At 61.7% G+C, this 26,537-nt stretch carries 19 protein-coding genes and 1 pseudogene; 2 read left to right on the top strand and 18 right to left on the bottom strand.

Annotated elements, in window-relative coordinates:
* Positions 1–320: 320 nt before the first annotated feature.
* The 18 genes and pseudogenes from I3K84_RS16585 to I3K84_RS16500 form a co-directional block, all read right to left on the bottom strand.
* Positions 321–2,033, bottom strand: coding sequence for a DUF262 domain-containing protein (locus I3K84_RS16585; RefSeq protein WP_011806699.1), 1,713 nt, complete (start codon positions 2,031–2,033; stop codon positions 321–323).
* 23 nt (positions 2,034–2,056) lie between these two features.
* Positions 2,057–3,325, bottom strand: a complete 1,269-nt coding sequence (locus I3K84_RS16580; protein WP_011806700.1) for an ATP-binding protein — start codon at positions 3,323–3,325, stop codon at positions 2,057–2,059.
* Position 3,326: 1 nt separating this feature from the next.
* On the bottom strand, positions 3,327–6,194 hold the full coding sequence (locus tag I3K84_RS16575; protein ID WP_011806701.1) for a TrlF family AAA-like ATPase: 2,868 nt from the start codon (positions 6,192–6,194) through the stop codon (positions 3,327–3,329).
* A 10-nt stretch (positions 6,195–6,204) separates the two neighbouring features.
* Positions 6,205–9,210 (bottom strand): type I restriction endonuclease subunit R, encoded by a 3,006-nt coding sequence (locus I3K84_RS16570; protein ID WP_196995010.1) that lies wholly within the window; start codon positions 9,208–9,210, stop codon positions 6,205–6,207.
* Positions 9,207–10,394 carry a restriction endonuclease subunit S gene (locus I3K84_RS16565; protein ID WP_196995009.1) on the bottom strand — a complete coding sequence of 396 codons (1,188 nt, stop codon included), beginning with the start codon at positions 10,392–10,394 and terminating at the stop codon, positions 9,207–9,209. Before I3K84_RS16565 ends, I3K84_RS16570 begins: the two co-directional genes overlap by 4 nt.
* A complete protein-coding gene (locus I3K84_RS16560) occupies positions 10,394–12,529 on the bottom strand; it encodes a class I SAM-dependent DNA methyltransferase (RefSeq protein WP_231403353.1) in 2,136 nt (711 codons plus the stop codon). Before I3K84_RS16560 ends, I3K84_RS16565 begins: the two co-directional genes overlap by 1 nt.
* Positions 12,526–14,028 (bottom strand): class I SAM-dependent DNA methyltransferase, encoded by a 1,503-nt coding sequence (locus I3K84_RS16555; protein WP_165563883.1) that lies wholly within the window; start codon positions 14,026–14,028, stop codon positions 12,526–12,528. Before I3K84_RS16555 ends, I3K84_RS16560 begins: the two co-directional genes overlap by 4 nt.
* Positions 14,025–14,222 carry a hypothetical protein gene (locus I3K84_RS16550; protein WP_011806707.1) on the bottom strand — a complete coding sequence of 66 codons (198 nt, stop codon included), beginning with the start codon at positions 14,220–14,222 and terminating at the stop codon, positions 14,025–14,027. The genes I3K84_RS16555 and I3K84_RS16550 overlap by 4 nt, the downstream gene beginning before the upstream one ends.
* Positions 14,223–14,360: 138 nt before the next feature.
* Positions 14,361–15,440, bottom strand: coding sequence for an IS630 family transposase (locus I3K84_RS16545; RefSeq protein ID WP_005801445.1), 1,080 nt, complete (start codon positions 15,438–15,440; stop codon positions 14,361–14,363).
* A gap of 230 nt (positions 15,441–15,670) precedes the next feature.
* On the bottom strand, positions 15,671–16,759 hold the full coding sequence (locus I3K84_RS16540) for an IS5-like element ISDisp1 family transposase (RefSeq protein ID WP_011803559.1): 1,089 nt from the start codon (positions 16,757–16,759) through the stop codon (positions 15,671–15,673).
* Positions 16,760–16,789: 30 nt separating this feature from the next.
* Positions 16,790–17,857 (bottom strand): site-specific integrase, encoded by a 1,068-nt coding sequence (locus I3K84_RS16535; protein ID WP_011806709.1) that lies wholly within the window; start codon positions 17,855–17,857, stop codon positions 16,790–16,792.
* A complete protein-coding gene (locus I3K84_RS16530; RefSeq protein ID WP_011806710.1) occupies positions 17,854–18,756 on the bottom strand; it encodes a hypothetical protein in 903 nt (300 codons plus the stop codon). Before I3K84_RS16530 ends, I3K84_RS16535 begins: the two co-directional genes overlap by 4 nt.
* Entirely contained in the window at positions 18,753–18,974 is a 222-nt protein-coding gene (locus I3K84_RS16525) for an AlpA family transcriptional regulator (RefSeq protein ID WP_083766779.1), read from the bottom strand. The genes I3K84_RS16530 and I3K84_RS16525 overlap by 4 nt, the downstream gene beginning before the upstream one ends.
* 241 nt (positions 18,975–19,215) lie before the next feature.
* Positions 19,216–20,310, bottom strand: a pseudogene (locus I3K84_RS16520) (IS630 family transposase); the annotation flags it as partial.
* 35 nt (positions 20,311–20,345) lie between these two features.
* A complete protein-coding gene (locus I3K84_RS16515; RefSeq protein WP_231403352.1) occupies positions 20,346–21,065 on the bottom strand; it encodes a hypothetical protein in 720 nt (239 codons plus the stop codon).
* Positions 21,062–22,234, bottom strand: coding sequence for an integrase arm-type DNA-binding domain-containing protein (locus I3K84_RS16510; protein ID WP_011806712.1), 1,173 nt, complete (start codon positions 22,232–22,234; stop codon positions 21,062–21,064). Before I3K84_RS16510 ends, I3K84_RS16515 begins: the two co-directional genes overlap by 4 nt.
* 218 nt (positions 22,235–22,452) lie before the next feature.
* On the bottom strand, positions 22,453–23,547 hold the full coding sequence (gene ychF, locus I3K84_RS16505) for a redox-regulated ATPase YchF (protein ID WP_011806713.1): 1,095 nt from the start codon (positions 23,545–23,547) through the stop codon (positions 22,453–22,455).
* A 124-nt stretch (positions 23,548–23,671) separates the two neighbouring features.
* Positions 23,672–24,541 carry an MOSC domain-containing protein gene (locus tag I3K84_RS16500; RefSeq protein WP_011806714.1) on the bottom strand — a complete coding sequence of 290 codons (870 nt, stop codon included), beginning with the start codon at positions 24,539–24,541 and terminating at the stop codon, positions 23,672–23,674.
* 101 nt (positions 24,542–24,642) lie between these two features.
* On the opposite strand from I3K84_RS16500, the gene I3K84_RS16495 reads away from it, so the two are divergent.
* Both I3K84_RS16495 and I3K84_RS16490 read left to right on the top strand, forming a co-directional pair.
* A complete protein-coding gene (locus tag I3K84_RS16495) occupies positions 24,643–25,782 on the top strand; it encodes an FAD-dependent monooxygenase (protein WP_011806715.1) in 1,140 nt (379 codons plus the stop codon).
* Positions 25,783–25,825: 43 nt separating this feature from the next.
* On the top strand, positions 25,826–26,536 hold the full coding sequence (locus I3K84_RS16490; RefSeq protein WP_011806716.1) for a DsbC family protein: 711 nt from the start codon (positions 25,826–25,828) through the stop codon (positions 26,534–26,536).
* Position 26,537 lies beyond the last annotated feature (1 nt).

Here is a 26,537-nt window from a genome sequence, read left to right as displayed (position 1 = left end):
AGCGGGGTTTCATAAGGTGCAGGCTGGACGCATCGACCATTCGTTGTCCCCACGCCGCCGCGCCCGATTTCTGGCGAAATCGAGCCCAGCGGCCACATTCTTTGTGCTCTCGCGAGCCAGCACAAAGAATGTGCTCATCGCGCCGCGGACAAGCGACTCTCGGCCTGCGTCCCACCCGGAATGTGTCAGGCATGGTGGCAACACTGTGTGCACAAAGTGGCGTCAATGTGGTGAACAGCGTGGCAACATTGTGTTGAACATGGCGGCAGCATTGTGGCGACATGTGGGTCATAGTGTGGCAACACGGTGGCACTGACAGCTCAAGCGGTCGCATGGATGAAAGCATTCAGTGCCGCCGCGATGCGTTTGCGGCGCTCTTGCAAGAACGCCTTGTAGTGATCCAGTGCCAGCAGTTCCTCCTCCACCGGGATGCACTGTGATGCGAATGGTGTTTCACCGTGCTGCGCCACCAGCGGCAACAGGTAGGTCACAGGCGCTTTGTCGCTGATCGCACGATTGGTTTTGCCGCCGATGAAAGCCAGGTTGGCGATGTCGTCGGCCTCGCGAGGGGTGTAGCTGCCGCGCAGCAATGCCTTGGGGAAAATGTGATGAAACTGCAAGCGGTGCTGACTGCCCGAGTGGTCCAGAGCAATGGCAAGGTGGCTGCGCCAATCCTTGGCGCCTGCCGCACGAAATGCCAGGAACATGGTCTTGAACAGCGCACTGCGCTGGTTGCGCCCCTCCAGCTCTTCCGGCGTGATGTCAAGACGGCCGAACTGCAGACGCAGCCGGTCGATCAGTTCATTGACGCCGCCGCCATTGCGGATGGTCGCCAAATCCTGATCCAGAATGGTCTCGCTGGAACCCCGCGAGAAACGGCCTTTGGCATTGGCGGCCAAGGCCCAGTAGCGCAACTGCTGCGCCTCTTCCGTGCTGAGGGCATAGTCGCGGCGGTGTCCAAAGTAGGCCAGTACCACCAGTAAGAAGGGCGATGACAGCAAGGCAGGGCTGTCGATACCCAGATTGCTGCGTGCGAAATTGAGGGCAAATTCCATCCCCTCGCAGGCTTCTTTCCACGCTTGCTGCAGTACGTCCAGGGTCAGGCTGCCGACGGTCAGAAAACGGGATTGCCCGGTGGCAAAGGCCATCAAATTCTTCAGGTGCAAACCCAGATCCAGCTCGAAACCGTTCTGGGCGCAAGCATTCTGGAAGTCCAGGAAGGTCTGCAGCGAGTGCCGCCATTTGGCCGTGATCTGCGCCAGAGCCAGATCGGAGCTGCGCAGCTTGGCACCCAGCGAGTTGACCCGCACGAAGATTTCCGTGACCTCGTCGTAGGACAGTGTTCGCTCCAGCACGTCCATGCGATACACGTACTTGCGAATGCCACGTAGCCGGGCCAGGCGCTGGCTGTATTTCTCGTAACGCGGATCATCAAAGCCACTGATGCCCGCACGTTTGAGGAAAGGCGCATCGCTGTCGGTCTTGAAGACTTCGGATACCTTCACCCACTGCGGCAACTGCTCCAGCTTCCGGGTCGCCACCACGAAGGTCATTTTGTTGAAGCGCGTCAGCAGTTCGTCCTCGCTGGCGTCGGCCTCGTCGCCGCCCAGTTCGCCTTCCTCATCGACCTCGGCGTCATCGCCGTTCTCATCCACTTCGGTCACGACGGCCAGTTGGTCGGGATGCTCCAGATTAAAGAGCAAATCGATGGGCCGACGGCGACCGCGCACCGACACCGGCTCGCCACGAATGACGGCAGACAACGAGGTCAGACGCTGTTGTCCATCGAGCAACAGGCGGGTGCTCTGATAAGGGTTATTGCTTTGGCTGACGGCAAAGCTTTGCAGGGGCACGGCCTCATCGGTTTCCCACAGCAGAATCGCCCCCGAGGGATAGCCCCGATACAGAGAGTCGAGCAAGTCGCGTACGCGCGTGGAGCGCCAGACATACTGCCGCTGCATTTCCGGCAAGCGCAGCTCACCGCGCTCGATCATCGAGACCAGTTCTTCAACGCTGGCTTCAGCCTTGGCCATGGTGCTTCCTTATCCTCTCAATCTCACTCAACTGCTGCGGGAGGCTCGGCAGCAGGGATGATCAACAACAGCTCGGAGTCATCCACTAGCCTGTAAACCGGCCGCTTGCCGGACAGCCGTTCACTTTGATCCAGAATGATCTGAACCCCTTCACCACGCTTGTCCATCATGGCGCTGCGGCCTGTGATCGCTTTGTCCGCCTCGGGCACGGAACATTTGGCCAGCAGGCTGGTGATGGCTTCGTTTCGCGCGGCCTGGCGGTAGGGAAGGCTCTCCACCGTCATGGTGTTGGGGATGGCGCCTGGCGAATACAGCTCCAGCCGGTCCGCAAACATCCGCAGGCGGATTTTGGCGCCATGGATCGAGTAATCCCGGTGTGCAACGGCATTGACCAGGGCCTCGAAGACGGCGGTCATGTCGTACTGCGGCAGATCGTGCCTGCCCTCATCCTTGGTGGCATAGACCTGCATGTTCTTGCGGACGAAGTGGCAAGCCGCCAGCACCTGGGCATCCAGCGGCCCGGTGATGTCCTGGGCGTCGAGCTGATAGGCCGTGTCGCCTTGCGGCAGCACCTCGGTGCCACGGTAGGCCACCGCCTGAATGAAGGCATTTGGCAGCCAGCGGCGGGGATCTGCGCTGGCCATCAGCACGCCGGCGATGGTTGGCCGAAGTGCGCCGTCGGTATCGGGGCGCGCCATGGCCAGTTTATCCAGCAGCACCGCACGCGTATCTTGCACGCGAGGACTGGCAAAACGTTGCCAGAGGTCATCTGCAAGGTCATCGAGCGTGGCGCCAGGCACCGGCTGCTCGTCGAAGCGGATGATGCGCGCCTGGCTGCGTTGCTGGAACAGCCGCGCCAGATAGTCCGGAGCCATTTCACGCTTGGCGCTGCCCACGCGGTGCAAATAGCCGCCGGGGCTTTTATGCACGAACAGGCTGCTTGCGATATCGACTTTCAATACAGGCAAGGGCTCGCCTGACGTGCTGGGCAGGCTCAGACGCTCGATCACCGGCGCGAGCGGCGGGGTGATGCTGTCCAGGCAAATCTGCCGGACGAAATCCTCCACCAGGTCCAAGCGCTCCAGCGGGATACCGAGCACTTCACGGGTGTCGTCCACGCCGAGCACGCACACACCACCCCGGCTGTTGGCGAAAGCGGCCAGCTCATCGGCCAGCGAATCTTTATGGGGTGCTGACACCTTTTGGCCAGCAAAGCGGACTTCCTTCAACTCCAGATAGGAGTCCTCTCCCAGGCGAATCTTGTCGATCAAGTCGGCGATGTTGTCGAACATGTCAAACCTCTCTTCCCAGGCGTTGGTAACGTCGTTCGAACGCTTCTTCGCCGCCTTCCATCACTTGGCAGACTTCGCGGCGCATAGCCTGATCCTGCAAAGAGCCGGTTTGCTTCACGTGGCACTGGTGGTTGAAGTCCAGTACGTGGATCAACTCCGCATCGCCATTGACCACGATGTTGGGGTTGTGGGTCACGATGATGAGCTGACGGCGCAGTTTGTTGCTGCGGATCTGCTGCACGACCAGTCCGTAGATCAGGTGGTTATCCAGGTCATCTTCTGGCTGGTCGAGCACCAGTGGCTCGTTGCCGTGCGCCAGCAGGAAGGCCAGCATGGCCGCCGCGCGCTGCCCGGCGGACGCCTGGCCGATGGACTGAAAGTCCCGCCCGTCACCTTTGCGGCTGTACTCCACCTGCAAACCGTCTTCGGGGAACCAGCACAGAATGTGATCGATGAATTCCGGGCGCTTGTCGGCTTCCGCTTTCAGGAAACTGTTAAATCGTGCGCCAAATTCGTCCTTTCCTACGGCTGCTTCAACGAGCCGCTTCTTCAGCGTCTCAATGGAGTTCTCGTATGCTTCGATGTCTTGGGAACTCGGCAACGTGTTTAAAGACAGCTCACTGAGCAGCATCAGATCGGCAACTACCCCTCGCGCCAAGCCCTCTTCCTGCGGTTCCTGATATATGTCGGCCTTGAAGCGCTCGTCGACAGCACCAAGCACCTCCCGCAAGGAGCGCTCGATGCCCTGCGCGTCCCGGCTGTACGGGATCAGCTCGATGCGCACAAAGGGATTGCCTTGCAGCGTTGCCTGCAGAAATGCGCTCCGTTGGGCGCTGATGGCGCGGCGGGCGGATTGCACCTGTTCCAGCAACGACTTGGCCTTCTCGCGCAACTCAGTGTGCTGCTTCTGCAAGGCTTCCAGCTTCTTCAGCTCGATTTCCTGGCGCTGCTTTTCTTGCACCAGACGACCGTACTCGCTGGGGTCGCTGACGCCTTGTTGCTGCAAGTCGGCCTTGAGCTGCTCGTAAGCCGTCTTGGCCGCGTCGATCCGCGCAAACCAGGGCGAAGCCTCCAGTTCACCTCTCAGGACTTGCCCACGCTCCTGCAGCACGTTTGCCGCGCGCTCGACGTCCTGCTGCGCCTTGGCGATGGCGGCGTGCAGCGCCTGGACAATGCTCAGTGCTGGTCCGTCTTCGGCGGTATCGAACAAGCCTTCCGGCAAGTCTTCCGCCAACAGATCGTCGGCAAGCGCTTTCAAGCGGGTTGCCAGTTCGGCGGAGGCGTCGAACTGGCGTTCCAGCTCGCGGCTTTGCCGGTTGGTGCGCTGATAGTTTTTCAGCAGGGCGGCATGATCGGCGCCCTCGAAGCGGGCCAGCTTGCGCTGAATATCTTGCAGGGCCAGCGTCAACGCTTCACGCCCTTGCAGCTTGCCATCCAGCTCGCGCATTTGCGCCCGTGCGGCCAGGAAGGCACGCTTGGCTTCCTCGAAAGCGGCTTGCTGCGATTGCGTGCCCGCCGCATCGTCAATCACCTTGAGCAGCGCCTGCTGGCTGTCACCGGCCAGCGCGGCGATCTGCCCCTGGCTGAACAGACGCACCGGAAAGCGTTGCTCGGTGACGGCCTGACTGGCCGAAGGCTTGAAACTGCCCGTAGCGGCGTTCCATTCCTCCACCGCATGGCCCTGGCCATCCTGCCGCCAGATCAGGCGATAGGGCATGCCATCGCGCTGCACTTGCACGCAGAGGCTGGTTTCCGCCCGTAGTCCGCCTTCGTCATTGCGGCCCCTGGCAACCTGATTGAAACGCTTGAAGGTCTGCCCGGCTTCCGAGCTGAGTGACAGCTCCTTCTCACGGCGATAAGCCAGACGCAGGGCATGCACGGTGGTCGATTTACCTGTGCCACGGCCACCTATCAAGGCATTGAAGTACGGATTGAGCGGCAACTCGGCAGGCTGCCTGCCGCGCCCCATGTAGCGAGCGTCGCGGATTTCAATCGACTCAATGAAATGCTCGGGCGTATTGAACGGCGCAAAGCCGTCGCTCTCATCGCTGCGCCGAACAGAGACTTCCTGCCCATCCAGCAAGGCAAGACGCAAGCCTTCCAGGCTAGGCCGCGCCATCTTGATCCAGGTGTAGCGCGAACCCGGAACAGCCGTACCTTGGAAGCTGTGGCAATCGCTGCCCACCACGCTGGCAAAGCGCAGTTTCAGCTCCTCCAGCACCATGGGCACAGGGCTGTTGGAGGCGGCCCACTCCAGCGCCAGGATGCCGGGCTCCTGCAAGATCGCCTTAACCGTATTGGCATCCATCATGCATTTACGCGTACCAGGTTCGACCTGTAGCAGCCCCTTGTCGCCTTCGACGTGTGCCGGAATGGCCAGGCCGCCCGCCGCCAGAATGCGCTCCACCACCTGGGCGGCACCGAGACGGGTAACGCCATCGCTGTCGCCACGCGTGCCTTGGTAATCCACCTGCGCTAGCAGGTCGCTGATGGTCTGACTGGTGGCGGACGGGTCAAAGATCGCCAGCAGATGAAAGCCGCCCTGCACCGAGATTTCCACACCGGGGAACAGGTGCAACTCACGGAAGCCGCCCGGCGGCGTGCCCGCGTCGGCCTCGCGCTTCATTTCCGCATAGGCCGCCTTGAGCCTGTCGATCCACTCGCCCGTGTTGTGGTCGGTGACGGCCACGCAGTCGATTTCGGCGGCCATGTATTTGAGCAGCCATGTCTGCGGCGTTAACTCATTCGGCGTGCCGATGGCTACCTGCCATGCCCCGGTATCCTTGGAAGCTGGGGTGTGGGTATGGAAGTCGAACTTCCACCAGCGTGCGCCGGGGTAAGGCCAGGATGGGCTTGCGTTGACGCTCATGTTCATTCCCTCAGTAATACTGCCGGATGTAGCTGTAGGCCTTCTCGAACAGCTCTTCATCCGCATGCAGCTTGTATTTGAAGAGGGCTTTGCGCAGGGCCTTCTTGACTTCACGCTCGCCGGCCTGCGTACCTTGCCAGCCCGGGAAGCGGACCAGTCGCACTATCTCGTCGATGTCCGTGACCACGCGTTCGACCATGATGGGCGTCTCAGAAGTCTTGACCTCGTTGAACAACTCGGTGAGAGCCGCCTTACCGCGATCCTCGTCCTCTTCGGACGGCACGTCCTTCTCGGCCTGCAGCGTCTCCTTGGCGATCTCCAGCAACTGCTTCAGAAACTCGACGCTGTTGATCTGCCCGGATTCGAAGCGGTCCTTCAGCGCATCGAGCCGCTCCGACAGCTTCTTGAACTTGGGGTTGCCGCCATGCCCGCGCAGCCGGCGCTTGAGCTTGATCTCAATCTCCTTGGCCTTCTTCGGGTCTGGGTTCGACAGCACCGCTTCCAGCAGATCAGCGTCCAGCACCAAGGTGTCGAGGTCATCCCGCACCGCGTCAACATGCACGTTCTGGTGGATCAGCTCGATGGTCTTGGCGCCCAGCGAATGCCAGATCAACTTGCCGTGGCCACTAGAGGGCTGTACCGACTGGTACACCTGCGACAACCACTTGTAGTCCTTCTCGAAGGGGCCCAGAACGGTGTCCGGTGACAGCGCCTCCCAGATCTTGTTGAGCACGCTGTACTCGGCAGCAAAGTTGTCCCGCACCTCGTTATTGGGCAGACACTGCTGCGCGGCGATCAGGCCCTCGTAGCCTTGCAAACTGCGATCGCAGCCAGAGAAGAAGGCCAGGCACTTCTGCATGGCTTCGGGCAGCTTGTCCTTCAACTCCTGGATGTTGCTGACCACCTGCTTGACGCTCTGGTCGTCGAATTCCAGCGCCGCCGCGACGTCATCGAAGATGCCGAGGTAGTCCACGATCAGGCCGTGGGTCTTCTGCTCGGAGTAGGTACGGTTCACCCGGCAGATGGCCTGGAGCAGCGTGTGGTCGCGCAGCGGCTTGTCCAGGTACATGGCCTGCAGGATGGGCGCGTCGAAGCCGGTCAGCAGCTTGGCCGTGACGATGATCAGCTTCAGAGGATCGGCCGGGTCGCGGAAGCGATCCAGCAGCCGTTCTTCCTCATCGCGTGAACGGTCGTAGGCCGCGTACTCTGGATGCTCCTTCTTGTCGGACGCCTGCACCGACATCACGATGTCTGTAGCCTCGGGCGGCAGCAGCTTGTCCAGCTCGGCCTTGAACAGTAGGCAGGACTCGCGATCGAACGTTACGATCTGGCCCTTGAAGCCGTTGGGCTCCACCTTGGTCTGGAAATGCTCGACGATGTCCTCGCACACCTTGCGGATGCGCTCAGGCGTCTTGACCAGCACGGCCATCTTGGCGGCGGTCTTCGCGAGGTTGTCCTTGTCCAGGTCCGACAGGCCGCCGGTCAAATCCTTGTAGGCGGCATCGAGGGCGACCTTGTCGATGTGCAGATCGATCAAGCGCGGCTCGAAGTGCAGTTTCAGCGTGGCACCGTCGCGGATTGACTCCTCGAAGCCGTACCGGCTCATGTAGCCTTTCTCATCCTCGTCTGCACCAAAGGCGTAGAAGGTGTTGCGGTCGGCACGGTTGATCGGCGTGCCGGTCAGGCCGAACAGAAACGCGTTGGGCAGGGCTTCGCGCATCTTGCGGCCCAGGTCGCCTTCTTGCGTGCGGTGGGCTTCGTCCACCAAGGCGATGATGTTGCTGCGGTCGTTCAGGCTGCCCCCTTTTGTTGAGTTGGGGCCCTCGCCGAACTTGAAGATCGTGGTGATGATGATCTTGCGCACGTCCTGCGCCAGCAGCTGCTGCAGCTTCTCGCGGGTATCCGCCTTTTCCAGGTTGGGAATGTCCGCTCCGGTGAAGGTACCGGTGATCTGGCTATCAAGATCGATCCGATCCACCACGATCAGCACGGTGGGATTCTTCAATCCTGCGTGCATGCGCAGCTTCTGCGCGGCAAACACCATCAGCAGCGACTTGCCCGAGCCCTGGAAATGCCAGATCAAGCCCTTCCTGGGGTAGCCCGCCAGCACCCGCTCGACGATCTTGTTGGCCGCTTCAAACTGCTGGTACCGGCAAATGATCTTGATGCGCTGCTTTTTCTTGTTGGTGGCGAACAGGGTGAAACTGCCGAGGATGTCCAGCACCACATGCGGGCGCAGCATGCTCTCGGCCGACAGCTTGAGCGACTTCAGCGGATGGTGCTGACTATCCTCGCCATCACCATCCAGATGCCAAGGGCCCCAGTCCTTGACTGGTAGCCCGATGGAGCCATAGCGGTACGCCTTGCCCTCGGTCGCCACCGAGAACACGTTGCAGACGAAGAGCTCAGGCACGAACTTCTCGTAGTCATCGTGCACCTGCACCGCCGCGTCGACCCAGCTGATGCATTTTTTGACCGGGGTCTTGGCCTCGATCAGTACCAGCGGCAGGCCATTCACCAACAGCACCAGATCAGCCCGGCGTTCGGTGGGGCCTGCACGGTAGGTGTATTGCTGGGTGACGATGTAGTGGTTTTGCGACAGATCATCCAGGTCGATCAGCCGCACCGGCACATGCTCGTTGTTGTGGCCGAAGGGCATCGAGCGCTCACCGCGCATCCACGCGGTCATTTCCTCGTTGGCGCGAATCAGACCATCCGAGCGCACCGACAGCACGATGGCACGCAGCTTGTAGAGCACCTCGTCGGCGCGGTCGGGCTGGGCGGCAATCTCGGGGTTCAGGCGGATCAGTGCATCGCGCAGCCAGTGTTCGACCAGCACTTCCTGGATCTGGCGCGGCACCTCAGCCGGGGCGGCGTAACGCCAGCCGACGCCTTTGGGGCTAGGACCATAGCTGGCGAGCGGTTCCTGAACGGTGTTGGCCGGGATAGCCTTAATGGGGCCAGCGAGCAGATCGCGGACGTAGGCTTCGACGGTGTTGGATTCTGTAAAACTCATCTCGAAGCCCCCTCCATAAGAACCTGATTCCTTATCGCACTTGCAGTCTTTGCCCGCTTCTTAAGCTGTGGAATGGCCGCCACTACGGCGGATAAGGCTTCCACGATTGCTTTCTGTGCATCAATCGATACGAGGGGAAAATTCATTTCCGCAAACCGCTGGACGCCCAAGTGCGCGATTGATGTTGTCTGTTTTGAAATTTGGACGAACCGAGATGTGTATTGGCAATACTGAAAGTAGTAATGCGCGAACTCTGACATCACCTCCGCATTTGGGCGAAATCGAATCAGCGTGTTTTGAAAGCAGCAATCTGGGACTTCATCGCGGAATATCGCACTGCGGCCAACAAGCTCCCGACTTTGCCCTTCGTTCAGCAGAACATCTCCGCTCTGCAACCTGAATGTCGAGAACTCACTCTCATTGAAGTCCATCTCATTGACATCACTCGTGTCGATGAATCCATCGAACACATTTGCAACGCGCAGATACTTCCTTGTGTTTTTCCCGGTTTTGTATTTCGGCGACAACTGCCGGCCCATAAGTATTTGGCCAGCATCACGCGCCTTGACCCACCGACAATCGATCTCGGTTGCTAGAAAAGGAATGCGGACCGTACCTTCGCCCTGTAGTGCATCAAAGGTTTCGAATAACAGTGACTTTCTCAGCCTCTCTGAATGGGCCGCTGCATCTTCGGCTGCTGTTCTTGCGGCCTCAGCGTTCAAGAGCAGACGTATAAGACGCTGCTGCTCATCCATCGGCGGGAGCACAAACTCAAAGTCCGCCAAACTCGTCCAGTTGGTGCGGGGGCTCAACGAGCCAGCTGATGTGCCCACCGCGTGATCAAAAAAGACATCGGTCTGGCAAATGAATGGCAGCAACTCTGGCAACAAGAGCTGCACATCCTTTGTCTCCAGCACGTAGATGTCCCCGGAACAGACGCCGGAGAAATCCGCCACAGCCACCTTCCGCTGGTAAGCGCGTCGCTTGCCGAACAGCACCTGCCCAGGTTGAAACACGCTGGTGAAGGTCACGCCGTCGGCGACGCTGCCCCAACTGCGGATGCGCAAGTCACCTGGTTCGATATGTTCCAGACCGACGTAGCGTTCAATGCCATCGGCCAGCGGATCTTTGCTGCGAGCTTTCGAGAGGCGCACCACGTCGCCGAACTTAACGCGGCGCGCCATTATACCAACTCCCCCTGATTCTCAGGTGTGAGGCGGTGAGCACGCATCCAAGCTAATGCCTTGTACCAGCGTTCTGTCTCAATGCGTTGCTTGCTGGGGTGCCAGTTGTGCGTCACTTCGTGGATGATGTCCTCATCAATGAATGGCTCATTCTTAGATTTCAAATCAACCCAAGCTGAGTACAAAGTGGCGACGATCTCACATTGCTCGGTACTTGCCGTCTTGAGGCGCGCGATTAAGAGGTCGATGCGGTCGCGAACATGTACGAAATAGCGAGAGTAATAGTCAGCGTGCTGGCCGGATTTTTCCAGCGGCGTGTAGTGTGTCCGCCCATTCCCTTTGGCGACATCAAACCACTTATGCGATTTCAGGTTGCTCACGATGGAGCGCATAGCTCTGGGGTCGTATGGGCCCGCCGCTTGCCGGTAGTACTGGCTTTGCATATCAGCTTCAAGGCCAAAATGCTTTTCACTCAGAAAAAGCAGTTTTTCCAGCTTGACGCTGCCGAATCGCTGCTCACCGTGTAGTTGATGCACTATTTCAGCCGCCAGTACCGCACGTTTAAATGCTGGCTGTACGACCCGCTTTGCCTTCTCTTGCAGCGGCATTATTTCGACAGTGGGCTTATTGGTACCAAGCCCGTCTAGCGTTGCCACCAGCGCGTCCATCTGTTGCCAGAACGCACTGCCATCGGTTTGCCATTGGTCCCAGGCCGAACGCAACGATACCGCGTCGCAATTGCTGTCGGTGGCGATGGCGGCGGCAATACGCTTCACGTACAGCGGGATCGACAGGTTGGCCGCATTGGCGCCAATCTCGGCCAGTGTGGCGACCTTGGCAAAACCGGGCACATCGGCAAACGTCTTGTAGGCGTCCAGGATGCGCTGCTGGTGCGCAGGCGTAAGGAAGCTCTGTGCGCGCTCCCGGGTGACCTCGTTCACCGCGTCGATGAAGATCACCTTGCCCTTGCGAGCGGCGACCTTCTTGCGGTTGCAGATGACGATGCACGACTCCATAGGGGAGTTGTAGAACAGGTTGGGCCCCAGCCCGATGACCGCCTCCACCCAGTCTTGCTCGACCATCTTGGCGCGCATGGTCTGTTCCTCGTTGCGGAACAGCACGCCGTGGGGCCAGAGCACGGCGCAGCGCCCCTTGGTGGTGAGGCTGGTCAGGATGTGCTGCTGGAACGCATAGTCGGCACGGCCCTGCGGCGGCGTGCCCAGGGAGTTGCGACCCCACTTGTCGCTGCTCCAGGCCTCGCGGTTCCACTGCTTGATGGAGTACGGCGGGTTGGCCAGGATCACGTCGAACTGGCGCAGGCGGTCGCCCTCGATGTGCTTGGGTTCGGCCAGGGTGTCGCCCCGGATGATCTCGAAGTCCTCCACGCCGTGCAGAAACAGGTTCATGCGGGCGATGGATGAGGTGATGAGGTTGCGTTCCTGCCCGTAGAGCTTGAGCGTGCGGTACTCGCCGCCCGAGCGCTTCACTTCGTCCAGCGCCGAGATCAACATGCCGCCGGTGCCGCAGGTGGGGTCGTAGATGGACTCGCCGGCCTGAGGTGCAAGAAGTTGCGTCATCAAGTGGACGACGGTGCGGTTGGTGTAGAACTCGGCCGCCGTGTGGCCGGAATCGTCCGCGAACTTCTTGATCAGGTACTCGTAGGCGTTGCCCAACTCGTCCTCGGGGACGTTGGCTACCGAGAGCGTCTGCGTCGAGAAGTGCTCGATGAGGTTTTTCAGCGTTTCGTCGGGCAGACGCTCGCGGTTGGTCCAGGGCGCGTCACCGAAGATGCCGTCGAGCAGATCCGGGTTGGCGCTTTCGATGGCGCGCATGGCCTTCTGGATGGCGGCACCAACGTTCTTCGGGGTCTGGCGTATATCGTTCCAGTGCGCGCTCTCGGGAATCTGGAAGCGGTGGTTCTCCGCGAACTGCGCGTAGGAGAGGTCACCGCCTGAGTTGGCCAGCGCTGCCTGGTATTCCTCGTCCCAGACATCCGAGACCCGCTTGTAGAACAGCAGTGGGAAGATGAACTGCTTGTAGTCACCGGCGTCGATGAGGCCGCGCAGCAGCACGGCGGCGCCCCAGAGGTAGCTTTCGAGTTCTTGTTGGCTGATGCGTTTGCTTGGGTGACTCATTGCAGCCATCCCCCTTCAGTCATGACCTGCGCAAGCCGCGCTTCGGCTTCACGGCAGCGGGTGAGCGCGTCCTTGAATGCCGCGATGGCAGCGGGCAGCGGCGGGATGTCTTCTTGCAATGGTGGCAGGACATAGCGCGAAATGTTCAGCGTCCAGTCTTCGGCCTTGATCTCGTCGAGGCTGACCACGCGGGCCGCGTCCTGCACGTCAGCAAAGCCGCGATACCAGCTGAGGATTTCGGTGGCGTGCTCGGGCTCCAGATAGTTTTGCGCGCGGCCCCGGCGGAACAGGCGCGACGCATCGGCGATCAGCACCTTCTTCTTGTGCTTGGCCGGTTTGCGCTTGCGCAAGACCAGGATGCACGCGGCCAGGCCGGTGCCGTAAAACAGGTTGGGCGCCAAGCCGATTACGGCCTCGACCAGATCCATCTCCAGCAGTTTCTGGCGGATGTTGCCTTCTACTCCTTTGCGGAACAGCGCGCCCTGGGGCAGCACCACAGCCATCCGGCCGCTGACGTCGGCCATCGACTTGACCATGTGCTGCACCCACGCGAAGTCACCGCTGGATGAGGGTGGCAGGCCGGCAAAGTTGCGGCCGAAGGGATCGTTCAGCCACAGGTCCTCGCCCCACTTTTCCAGCGAGAAAGGGGGGTTGGCGATCACGCAGTCGAACGTGGCCAGTCGGTCGACCTCAAAGAAGGCCGGGTTACGCAGGGTGTCGCCGCGCACCACCTGGAAGTCCTCGATGCCGTGGAGGAAGAGGTTCATCCGCGCGATGGATGAGGTGGTGAGGTTCTTCTCTTGTCCGTACAGCTTGCCCCACAGCCGTTTCACGTCGCCATGCTGTTCCTTCACGTGCTGCACGGCAGCCAGCAACATGCCGCCGGTACCGCAGGCCGGGTCGTAGATGGTCTCGGCTTCTTTGGGATCGAGCATGTCGATCATCAGCCGCACGACGCTGCGCGGGGTGTAGAACTCGCCGGCCTTCTTGTTGGTGGCGTCGGCGAACTTCTTGATCAGGTATTCGTAGGCGTCGCCAAGCAGATCCGAGTTGACGTTCTTGTTGCCAAACGGCAGCTTGGAGAAGTGCTCGATCAGGTCCTTTAGCAAGGCATCAGACAGCCGGTCCTTGTTCGACCACTGGGCATCGCCGAACACGCCGTACAGGGTGTCGGGGTTGGCTTTCTCAATCTCGCGCATCGCGCGCTGAAGGGCCGTCCCGACATTGCTGGCCTTGGTGCGAACGTCGTTCCAGTGGCAGTCTTCCGGGATCTGGAAGCGGTGCGACTCGGGAAACCAGGCCAATTGCTCATCGCCAGTCTCATCGACGATCTCCTGGTACTCCTCGTCCCAGACGTCGCAGATGCGCTTGAAGAACAGCAGCGGAAAGATGTAGGTCTTAAAGTCAGCCGCATCCACCGGGCCGCGCAGGATGTTGGCGGATTCCCAGAGGTGGCTTTCAAGCTGGCTGAGTGTGATTGTCGAAGCTGCTTGCGTCATTTGGATGGCGTGCTCTTGACTGGCGTTTTCGCGAGGCCATCGGCGTGCAGATCGTGCGCGCGGGCGTACTCCAGCACCAGGATTTCGATCATCGAAGCCACCGAGCGGCGCTCGCGCTCAGCCGCCAAGCGCAAAAGCTGCTTGATCTCAGCGGAGGTGCGGATGGATAGGGTTTCGTCCTTCAGGCGTGACATGGCAGCGTCTCGTCAGTGATGTCACGCAAATGTACTGCATTTTGCCCCACCTCGCCACGATTCTCGTCAGGGCGTGGATTCCGTGCTTGAGGCGGCTCGATGACGCGGCCCCTTAGTGTGGTGTCTCAAAAGTAATCATCAAATAATGGTACTCGCTGCCCGCGCCACAGATGCCAAGATGGTGTCCGCACTTTTATGCCACACGAACGGCTTGGGATCCTCGTTGTGACGATCAATGTATTCCCGTATGGATTGCTCCAGCTGAGCAACGCTGGTGTGGGCGCTGCGCTTGATCCACTGCTCGCTGATCTGGCTAAAGAAACGCTCGACCAGATTGAGCCAGGACGCTGAGGTGGGCGTGAAGTGAACGTGGTAGCGAGGATGGGCTGCTAGCCAGGCCCGCACTGCCTGCGTCTTGTGCGTGCCGTAGTTGTCCATGATCAGGTGGATGTCTTGTTCGCCTGGCACCGCTGCATCGATGGCTTTGAGGAACTGCAGGAATTCCACACTGCGGTGACGGCGCTTGAGCTGTCCTATGACTTTGCCAGTGGCCACATCCAGCGCTGCAAACAGCGACGTTGTGCCATGGCGCTTGTAATCGTGCGTGCGCGTGCTGGGTTTGCCAAACGTCAGTGGTAACCCTGGTTGGGTGCGATCCAGAGCCTGGATCTGGCTCTTCTCGTCCACGCACAGCACCAAGGCGCGATCGGGTGGTGCCATATACAGCCCCACCACATCCCGTACCTTGTCCACGAAATGGGGATCCGTCGATAGCTTGAAGGTTTCTTGCAGGTGCGGCTTCAGCCCAAAGGCATGCCAGATGCGCTGCACCGTCGCGGGCGATACGCCAGCGTGCCGACTCATCTGGCGCACGCTCCAGTGCGTGGCGTTGTCAGGCTTGCTCTGGCGAACCTTGTCCACAATGAGCTGAACCTGCTCGTCGCCCACACTGCGCGGGCGGCCAGCGCGCGGGGCATCGGTCAAACCCGCCAGACGATACGCCCGGTAGCGCCGCCGCCACTTGGAGACAGTTTGCACCGTCGTGCCCAAGCGTTGGGCAATCATGGTGCCCGACTCCCCATCTGCGCAGCCCAGCACGATTCGCATGCGCAGCTTCTCGTCCTCGGGCGCTTTGCGTACGCGCAGTCGCGCATGCAGCTCTGCGCGCTCGGCATCGGTGATCTGCAGCTTCGTGGCGGGGCGGCCAGGGTGGGCCATCAGCGTAGTCTCCTATAAGGAAGCTGATTCGACCAACACCGGTCAAAATAGTTCTATCTATTTTTGAGACACCACATTAGCAGGCCGTTGAAAAAGTGCTTTTCGAACGCATCAGGGACGCTGAGTGCGAAGACACGAGCTGCCCAGACGCGTCTGCGCAGCGATTGCAACGGCCCATCTGGCCGGTTTGCAGGCCCTCCCGCCCATTTCGGGCGCACGTATCCCTGGGCTCACGCATGATGCGCGTCCCACCAGCCGCCGATGCTGCCCATTCGCACAAGGTTGTAGGTGGCAAAGCACAGCAGCGCCTGGCCCGTGAGCTTGGCCTGACCGATCAGCTTGGTCTTTGCCAGACCACCGACGGTCTTGATCCAGCCAAAGGCCTCTTCGATGCGCTTGCGCACCTTCAGGCTGGTCTTGTAGCCCTCGTGCCGTGTCACTCGCGCATCCACCGCCGAGTGTTTGTCCTTGGCCGCCACGTGGGGCGTGACTTTGAGCTTTCTGCAGCCTTTGATGAAGGCCTTGCTGTCGTAGCCCTTGTCGGCACCGACCGTGGCCCGTTTGTTCCTGTTGCCCCGACGCTCCAACATGGCCAGCGCCGCCTCGCGCTCGGCCGTGCCGCTGGCGTGGGTGATCTCGACATCCACGATCAGCCCGTTGCGGTTCTCCATGAGGATGTGCCCCATGTGGCACAGGCGGGATTTGTCGCCCTGGCTCTTCTTGAACAGCCGGGCATCGGCGTCCGTGGTGCTCTCGTGGGTGTCGTTGCAGCGCTCCTGCCCCTTGAAGTCCACCTCGGGGTTGCGCCCAGGCGGCGTGCCGCTGTCGTCGTCTTTGCGCTTGAAGCTCTTGTGCGAGGCCCAGGCGTCAATGAGCGTGCCGTCCACGCTGAAGTGCTCGTCGCTGGCGAGCTTGCCCCACTGGGCACTGAGCTTGACGCGCTCGAAGAAGGCGCGGGCGAGGTCTTCGTTGAACAGACGTTCGCGGTTGGCGCTGAAAGTGGAGTGGTCCCAGACCTTGTCTTCGATGTTCAGGCCCACGAACCAGCGGTACAGCAGGTTGTAGTTGATCGCTTCGACCAACTGGCGCTCGCTGCGGATGGAGAACAGGATCTGCAGCAGCAAGGCCTTGAGCAGCATCTCCGGTGGCACCGATGGGCGGCCACGGCGGGCGTACACCGCTTCGAACTCGCGGTTCATGGTTGCCAGCAGCGCATCAACCACCGCGCGCAACTTGCGCAGCGGGTGTGCCTGCGGCACGCGCTCTTCAAGGCTGATGTAGCTGAACATCGCCCCCTGGAAATCTTGACTGCCTCTCATCGTCCTCGTCTGGGTCGTTCACCGATGGCTTCAGATCGTAGCGGCCAACGCGGGCGTCGGCGGGGGATTTTTCAACGGCCTGTTAGCGGTAGTCGGCTTTACAGGGCGCTCCGCCTCGATGGCGATGGGTTGCAGGGCATGCCGGCTGCTGGCCTGATTGGCTTGCCCGTAGTGTCGCCGTGTCTTGGCGCTGGCATGTCCCAGCCCCTGGCTGACTGAGTCCGCAGCCGCGTGCCGTTTCAGGTCGGCCGCCCATTGGTGGCGCAGGCAGTAAGCCGTGACGGCGTGCTTGTGCTTCGGCCAGAGGCTGTGTGCCAGCCGACGGGCTTCGACGGTGAAGTTGACTGGGCTGTCAATGCAAACGAGCAATTCCCGCCGCCCCGCTAGCCGGATGCGCAGAGCCTCCAGCAATGGATGGGGATCGTGTGCGCCATAGGCGATCAAGCGGTGCGGCTGGCCTTGATGCGCCTTGACCTTGGCGCCATCGATCTCGAATCTGATCTCGCCCATGCCGCTGCGCGGATTGTTCACCCGGCGAATGTGCACGCCTTGCCGGAGCTCTTCCGGGCGGCAGCCGGTCAGCGCGGCGACCAGAATCGCATCGGCATACTTGCCTTTCGCAGCGCGCTGATACAGTTGCTCGCGCCAGTCGCCGGGGAGGCCGCGCAAGGCTTGCCGCTTGCTGGCACGCTTGCGGCGCTCATCGGTTGGGCCGCTTTGCCGGGCTGTCTCGAACTCGCGCAGAAATGTACGCTGTTGTTGCAATTGGGCTTGGATGGCCATGACTTGCAACCTGTCCACAGGTCGGGCAGAGAGCGCGGAACGCAGGCTTTTCAGCTGCTCGACAAGATCGGCGTACAGGCAGTAGCGAAGCGCTGCGACGCGTTTGTAGAAGGTTGTCGGACGCAGGGTGGCCGTCATGACTTCGGCCACCCCACCTTCGGCGTAGCGGGCACGCTGCAACAGCGTTCGGCCGAGCTGGCGATAGTCTTGTCTGGTCTTGCTGCTCAAGCTGGCAAACTCATCGGCCGGGAGCATGGCTTGCATCTCGCGTCGGCACGATTCGATCAGCGCAACCATCTCATTCGCGTCGATCATGGCTTCCGGCCATGAAACATCGCTTTCAAATCGGCGATGGCCTTTGCGCGTTCAGCCTTAGCTTTTTGACGCTCGGCTTCTGGCTGTTGCACAGGGGCGCGGGATGCCGATGCCTCCATCGCCTCCTGTCGGTTCTTTCGCCAGCGGGCGATACTCGGCGCGAACTCAGGGATGAAGTCTCCCGCGACAGCGCTATTCATCACGGCCAATAGCCATGAGCGCACGGAGCGGATGCCCGCGTGCTTGCCACTACCGGCTGCCGATAGCACGCCAGCCAATTCGTCAGCGGCAAGCTGAATCTGTTCTGCCGTGAGCGAGGGCCCGAAGCGGCGGGTTACGTCGCCTATGACGCGCAGGTAGGGTAGAAGGGAAGGGTGCGACAAGTCCAAGGGCGCGGAAGCCTCTCCCGTTTTCGGAGAGTTATCCACAGCCCCTGTCTGTAGTAGTGGTTTTATATTTTTTACTACTACTTCTTCCTTGTATTCACCTACACCTATATCACCGCCCTGACCGGCGACGGATGCGCCGTCCACGGTTTCTCCGTCGCCGGCCAAGCCGGCCATGGATGTCTGTGGCACCTTTTGCGAAACGGGTGTCAACACGGACTCCCATCGCCAAAGCCCTTCCTCGTCCTGGAACTTCCTCCGCGCCAGGTAGCCGGCATCTTCAAGTTCGCGCAGGATGCGGCGGCAAAGGTCTCGCCCAAGATGGCCTTTCGCTCGTGACTGATCGTGCAACACGCGCGGCAGTGCGACAGCGCGCAACTGCCAGTTGCGGCCCAGCGAGAGCAAGTGGCAAGCCACGCCTCGCGCTTCATAGCTCAGCCGCGCATCGCGCAGCAGGCTGCAAGGCAGAGACCACCAGTATTCGGCGGAGTCGTCAATGCGGATGCGGCTCATGACTTCGCCCTCTGGAGAGCCGGACAACCGTCGTGCTCGCGCTCCGCCGCCTGAGTCTCAAGCCACGCGTCGATCTCGTGGGCAAAAAAGCCAATCGAACGGCCGCCAGGGCCTAGCCGAACTGGCTTTGGAAAATCTTCAGTCTGGCAAAGTCGCCAGAGGGTTGTCCGGCTGACGGCAATTTTGTCGCAGACATCCTGAACCTTTATGACGCGCATGAAACACCTCGAATGATCTTGAACACGAGGCCATGCTGCGACTGATTGAAGCCGTGCGCACGGACATTAAATATGCGCAAAACCGCGTCACTTTCTGTCCGTCGTAAATCCCCTCCAGCGGATGCGAGCTGCTAGATCAATCCGGAGAGTTTATAGAAACGCCTTGAAAACTGATCCGGTAGCTGATTTCACCGGATACGTGTTTGTCACCATGGAGGTAGTGTAGTGTTGCATTCTGTTTGGAACTTAATCGGCTATTGGCGCGGATGACCTTTTGCAGGATGTCGCGAGCGTTCTTGGTCCAGATGAACGGCTTGGGGTTGGTGTTGTGATGCGCGATGTACTCATCGATGGCCGAGACGAGTTCGGGCACGCTGGTGAACACCCCGCGGCGTAGCCGGTTCTCGGAGATGTCGCGAAAGAAGCGCTCGACCATGTTCAGCCACGATGCCGAGGTCGGCGTGAAGTGCATGTTGAATCTGGGGTGCTTGGCCAGCCACTCCTGCACAGCTGGATGCTTGTGCGTGGCGTAGTTGTCGGCGATCAGATGCAGCGTCTTGTCCTTGGGCGTCTCCCGATTGATTTGACGCAGGAACTTCAGCCACTCGATGTGGGTGTGGCGCTGCTGGCACTGGCCGATGACCTGACCGTTGAGCACGTTGAGCGCAGCGAACAAGGTGGTTGTGCCGTTGCGCTTGTAGTCGTGCGTCATGGTGGCCGCGCGCCCCTTCTTGAGCGGCAGCCCGGGCTGCGTTCGGTCCAGCGCCTGCACCTGGCTCTTTTCGTCGCAGCACAGCACCAGCGCATGCTCGGGCGACGACATGTAAAGCCCCACGATGTCTTCGAGCTTTTGCACGAACTGCGGATCGCGCGAGACCTTGAAGCCGCGCACGATGTGAGGCTTGAGACCGTGGGCCTGCCAATGGCGCATCACGGTGCTGGCGCTGACGCCCAACTCAGCGGCCATCGTGCGCGTGCTCCAGTGCGTGGCCGCCTCGGGCTTGGTCTGTGTGGTTAGCTTCACAAGCTTGGCCACATCCACCTTCACCGGCGGTGCGCCGCGCGGCAAGTCGCGCTCGATACCTTGCAGCCCCAATTGCAGGTAGCGTTCACGCCAGCGCGCCACCTGCACGCGCCCAATGCCAAGCTGCTCGGCAATATCCTTGTTTTGCAGCCCCTGCGCGGCCAGCAGCACGATCTGGGCGCGCTGGGCCAATCTGACGCTGGTGCGCTTGGAGCGCGCCAGCCGGCTCAGCTCGCTTTCCTCTTCATCCGTCAACACAATCGTCGGGGCAACTCGCAATTTTTCACTCCAATGCAAACCGTAGTAGAGCATTGGAGCGTGGTTGCTCAATTAAGTTTCATTAAGAATCAAACACTACAGTAGCATCTTTCCCCCTTGCGCATCTTGCGAAGCATGGTTTTAGCGCGCTGAATACTGGTTACGGAGTTTTCTCCCGCTTCGTGAAAGACTGCGGCCAAGCAACGTACCGCGTCGGACTCTAGGACTTGGTCCCCCCGTTTTCTCTCTCTCCCGCTATTTGCAACGCCAAGCGTCCAACCAGCGATGTGGCAAATCAAAACGAACTCCGCCGCGGTATCAAGCTCGGCGGTAAGTGATGGCCTACCTCTTTTGTTAGAAGCGAGCCCTTCTGCAATCATTTGAAGTGTGTGTAGGTTGTGTCGGATCAGGACGTGCTCATGGCATTGTGCTGGTTCGATATTTAGCTCCGCCCACAACTGCTCGTCATCCGGCTCATTAGCTGCCGCATCAAGCGTGCCTGACGACAAATATCGATTTTCCTCACTTAGGAGCCACTTGATTTCATCAGGCTTTAAACCCAGCAATGTTTCTTGCAGTAGGTGAACGGCTTTGGCAACGGCCTGGTAGCGTTTTTTTCTCTCTTCGTCTCTGAGGGGCTTGACTTGGTCCGCATGCCACGCCGCCAAAGTTTTGAGCTGCTCGGAAAAAGCAGCGGGGTCTCTGAAAACAGGAAGGCCACAACGGGTTCTGCGGGCGAAAACTTCATATTCAATTTGACCGAGGGGGAGAAAGGCATGCCCATCGCTTGATGTTTTGATCGGCTTCATGCTTGCCCCTTCCATTCATCCAACTTGTCCGCCCATTCCTGCATCATGGTGCGACGCTCATCGAAATAGGTGGCGTGGTTGTAGGTACGACGCACATTGTTCTGGTCAGCATGGGCAAGCTGCGCTTCGATGGCATCGGGACGGTAGCCCATCTCGTTAAGGCGGGTACTGCCGGTGGTCCGTGTGGCGTGTGGGCTATAAGCGCCACTCCACCCCAAAACCTTGAGCGCCTGGCGAAGCGATGCGGCGGACATAGGGGCGTTGCGATCATCCCGGCCAGGAAACAGGTGCTTGCGGTTGCCGGTAATGGCATGCAGTCCTTTGAGCATCTCCACTGCCTGTCGTGGCAGAGGCACGACGTGCTCCTTGCGCGCTTTCATGCGCTGCGCCGGGATACGCCAAACAGCCTTCTCAAGGTCAAACTCATCCCAGGCCGCCTCGGCCACTTCGGTCGGTCGCGCTAGGGTCCACCACATCAGTTGCATGCAATGACTTACCTGAAAGCTGCAGCGGTGGTTTGCGAAGTCGCTCAGCAGTTTGCCGATCTGCTCTTTACTCAGTGCCGGCTTGTGCTGGGTCTTGTTTGCCGGTAGCGCCTTGCGCACCGGCCAAACCGGGTCGCTGTCGGCTCGCAAGGTGGCGACGGCGAACTCGAATACGGCGGACATGGTGCGCCGCGCCTCGGCGGCGACCGTGGGCGCGCCACGCTTTGCTGTTTTCTGCAGGATGTCCAGGACATGGGTTGGCGTTATTTCGCGAACCGGCATATTGCCGATACTGGGGAACACCACGCGTTCCAGCATATCCAGACGCCGGTTCTTGGTGACATCTTCCCAGTCCTTTGTCTGCAGCCACTCCTTGGCGACGATCTCGAAGGTGTTCTTTGCTTCGCTGGCTTTCCGGATGCGGTCGAGCTGCCTTTGCTGCGCGGGATTGATGCCTTGCTTGACCAGTTTGCGTGCGGCCTCGCTGCGTTCCCTGGCTTCAGAGAGCGTAACAGCAGGGTATTCGCCAAGCGCAAACATGCTGGCCTTGCCATCCAGTGTGAAGCGGTATCGCCAAGCCTTGACTCCGTTGGGCTTGACTTCGAGGTAAAGCCCGCGCTGGTCATTCAAGCGGTAGAGCTTCTCCCTGGGCTTGGCGTTGCGGCAGTGCGTGTCGGTAAGCATGGTGGCTGACTCCTTGTCATGGCGACAGCGGCACTATACTCACTTATTCGTACATACTCCAAGAGCTGTACTCGCTAGCGTACTCAGGCATGCATTGACTGCTCGGGAAACTTGAAGCAGCGCTATGAAACAATAAAACCGCGCAACTGCGCGGTTTTATTGGGGATTTTCATGCTTTCCTGGTGTTTCATGAAACATCAGGAAAACGGCTTGGCGACTCAGACGTTGAAGAGGAAGTTCATCACGTCGCCGTCTTTGACGACGTATTCCTTGCCCTCGGCGCGCATCTTGCCCGCGTCCTTGGCGCCCTGCTCGCCCTTGTACTGGATGAAGTCCTCGAACGCGATGGTCTGCGCGCGGATGAAGCCGCGCTCGAAGTCGCCGTGGATCACGCCGGCCGCCTGCGGCGCCGTGTCGCCCACGTGGATGGTCCAGGCGCGCACTTCCTTCACGCCGGCGGTGAAGTAGGTCTGCAGGCCCAGCAGTTTGAAGCCCGCGCGGATCAGGCGGTTCAGGCCCGGCTCCTCCAGCCCCATTTCCTGCAGGAACATGTCGCGGTCCTCGTCGCCCATCTCGGCCATCTCGGCCTCGATCTTGGCGCAGATGGCGACCACGGGCGCGCCCTGGGCCTCGGCATAGGCCTTGAGCTTGTCCAGCAGGGGGTTGTTCTCGAAACCGTCCTCGGCCACGTTGCCCACGAACATCGCCGGCTTGGCGGTGATCAGGCAGAACTGCTTGAGCAGCGGCGCGTCTTCCTTGGACACGGGCACGGTGCGCGCCGGCTTGCCCTCATCCAGCGCAGCCTGGATGGGCGTGAGCAGTTGCACCAGCTTGGCGGCTTCCTTGTCGTTGCCGCTCTTGGCCGCCTTGCTATAGCGCTGCAGGGCCTTCTCGACGGTGGCCAGGTCGGCCAGGCACAGCTCGGTCTGGATGACCTCGATGTCGGCGATGGGGTCCACGCGGCCGGCCACGTGGATCACGTTCGGGTCCTCGAAGCAACGCACCACGTTGACGATGGCATCGGTCTCGCGGATGTGCGCCAGGAACTGGTTACCCAGGCCTTCGCCCTTGGAGGCACCAGCCACCAGGCCCGCGATGTCGACGAACTCGACGATGGCGGGCACGATGCGCTCGGGATTGATGATCTCTGCCAGCTGCTGCAGGCGCGGATCGGGCACCTCCACCACGCCGGTGTTGGGCTCGATGGTGCAAAAAGGGTAGTTCTCGGCGGCAATGCCGGCCTTGGTGAGGGCGTTAAAGAGGGTGGACTTGCCGACGTTGGGCAGGCCCACGATGCCGCATTTCAGGCTCATGGCAGGGCTTTCGTAGGTTCGGGAGACAAACCCGCCATTTTACGGGAGGGGGTATGCAGCGAAGCGCGCGCGGGCCAATGCCCCGCAGGCGCTCCCCTCGCCGGGCGCCCCCGCAGGGCCCCCCTCAGTCGAACCGCAGGTTGGCCGCCACGGGCTGGCCCACGCGCAGCACCGTGCCCGTGCCCTCGCGCACGATGGCATTCATGGCGAAGGTGATCGCGCCGTCCATGCGCGGGTCCTGGCGGTAACGGCGCAGGGCCGTGCTGACGGCCGGGGTGCTCTCGGCCGTGGCGGGGTCGATGTTGGGGATGGGGCAGCGTGTGCACGGCTTGACGAGCTGCAGCCGCACCTCGCCTTCGCCCGTGCCGATGAACAGCTCGTCGATGCGGTCTTCGTCGTGCGCCTCGACCCCGGCAATCACCAGGTTGGGCCGAAAGCGCTCCATGCCCACCGCCCCCTCGCCCGCGGCCAGCAGCCGCTCGTTGAGGCCGTCCAGCGACCCCTGGCTCGCCACCAGCAGCGGAAAGCCGTCCGCGAACTGGGTGGGCGCCTCGATGCCGCCGGTCCACCGCAGACTGGACAGCCGGCGGTGCTCCGGGTCAAACCGCACCAGCCGGCAGCGCAGCCCCAAAAAGTCCGAAAACCACTGCGCGGCCAGGTCGCCCATGTCCCAGGCGGGCACGGTGTCGTCCCACACCTGCACGGTGGCCGGCTGCTCCACCCGGTCCAGCGCCACATGCAGCGCCAGCATGCCGGGCGCGCGCAGCACCAGGTCGTCGCTGCGCAACTGCGGGCGAATCAGCGCCATGCGCGGCAGCGTGCGCTGCGACAGGAACACGCCCTGCGCGTCGACCACCATCCAGGCGCGGTCCAGGTCCAGCCCGGTATCGGTCAGCAGAGCCTGCTGCACCTCGATGCCCGCGCAGGACTTCACGGGATGGATGAACAGCCGGGCCACGGTACCGGTCAAATCATGGTCTGCACGAAAGCTCACGCTGCTGCTCCTGTCGCTGGCGATGGATGAGGGGATTGGCCCGCGATTGTGCCGCCGCCCCACCCGGCGCAGGGGCGTAGCGCGGCTCCTACAATCCCGGGATGGCGCAGACATTTGACGTATGTATCCGCGGCGCGGGCGTGGTGGGCCGCACCTTGGCACTCTTGCTGGCGCGCGACCGCCTGCGCGTGGCGCTGGTGGGCCCGCCGGAGGGCTCCCCCTCCGACGGCGACGTGCGCGCCTACGCGCTCAACGCCGCCTCGCGCGCGCTGCTGGAATCCGTGCGCGGCTGGCCCGACGCGCAGCATGCGACGGCCGTGCTGCAGATGCAGGTGCACGCCGACCAGGACGGCCAGGTGCGCTTTGACGCGGCCCAGCAGGGCCACGACGCGCTGGCCTGGATCGTGGACGTGCCCGCGCTGGAGGCGCGCCTGGCAGATGCCGTGCGCTTTCAGCCGCTGGTGGAGCCGGTCGCCGCGCCCGTGGACGCCGCGCTCACCGTGGTGTGCGAAGGCCGCGCCAGCCGCACGCGCGCCGAGTTCGGTGCCGAATTCGACATCACCCCCTACGCCCAGCACGCGATCGCCACGCGGCTGGTGTGCGAGCGGCCCCACGGCCAGGTGGCGCGCCAGTGGTTCTTGCCCGACGGCAGCATCCTCGCCTTCCTGCCGCTGGACGGCGCCCAGGGGCGCGCCGTGGCCGTGGTGTGGTCGGTGCCGCAGGAGCAGGCTCCGCACTGGCTGCAGGCCGACGAGGGCAGCTTCACCCAGCGCCTGCGCGAAGCCAGCCGCGATGCGCTGGGCGCTTTGCAGCTCGCGGGCCCGCGCGCCAGCTGGCCGCTGCAGCAGGCCCAGGCGCGCCACTGGTGCGGCGCCCTGCCCGGCCAGTCCGCCCTGGGTGCGCGCCGCAGCTGGGCACTGGCCGGCGACGCCGCACACAACGTGCACCCCCTGGCCGGCCAGGGCCTGAACCTGGGCCTGGGCGACGCGCGCACGCTGGCGCGTGTGCTGCACGAGCGCGCGGCCTGGCGCAGCGTGGGCGATCTGCGCCTGCTGCGCAGCTACGAGCGCGAACGCAAGGCCGCGCTGCTGCCGATGGGCATGGCCATGGACGGCCTGCAGCAACTCTTCACCCGGCGCGAGGGCGCGCTGGCCGCGCTGCGCAACTGGGGCATGAAGGGCTTCGAGCGCAGCGGCCCGCTCAAGGCCTGGGTGGCCCGCCAGGCCATGGGCGCTGACTGACACGACGAGCCCCCTTTTTCTGAGTAGAACGGAAACCAACGCAATGAAACTCCTCCCCACCTTGCTGGCCGCCACTGCCCTGTGCCTGGGCCTGAACGCATCGGCACAGGACGCAGCGATCCGCAAGGCGCTGGCCGAGCGCATCCCGCAGCTGCAGCAGATCGACGAAGTGCGCTCCACGCCCATGAAGGGGCTGTACGAGGTGCGCATCGGCACCGACCTGTTCTACACCGACGCCCAGGGCAACTACCTGATCCAGGGCGAGCTGATCGACACCAAGGCGCGGCGCAACCTCACAGAGGACCGCATCAACAAGCTGACGGCGGTGGACTTCAAGGCCCTGCCGCTGCAGGACGCCTTCACCCTGGTGCGCGGCAACGGCGAGCGCAAGCTGGCGGTGTTCGAGGACCCGAACTGCGGCTACTGCAAGCGCTTCGAGAAGGACATGCAGAACGTGGACAACGTGACGGTGTACCTGTTCCTCTACCCCATCCTCAGCCCGGACTCGGCCGAGAAGTCGCGCAACATCTGGTGCGCCAAGGACCGCGCGGCCGCGTGGGACGACCACATGCTGCGCGACAAGACGCCCGCAGCGGCCAGCTGCGACACGGCAGCGCTGCAGCGCAACCTGGCGTTCGGGCGCAAGCACAAGATCACCGGCACGCCCACGCTGATCTTTGCCGACGGCTCGCGCGTGCCCGGCGCCATCGGCGCGCAGGACGTGGAAAAGCGCCTGGCCGCTGCCGGGAAGTAAG

Origin of the sequence: Diaphorobacter sp. JS3051 (assembly GCF_015832135.1) — a bacterium.
Lineage (GTDB): Bacteria > Pseudomonadota > Gammaproteobacteria > Burkholderiales > Burkholderiaceae_C > Diaphorobacter > Diaphorobacter nitroreducens.
The sequence above is the reverse complement of the archived record's forward strand: the minus strand, read 5'-3'. Positions and strand labels throughout refer to the sequence as shown.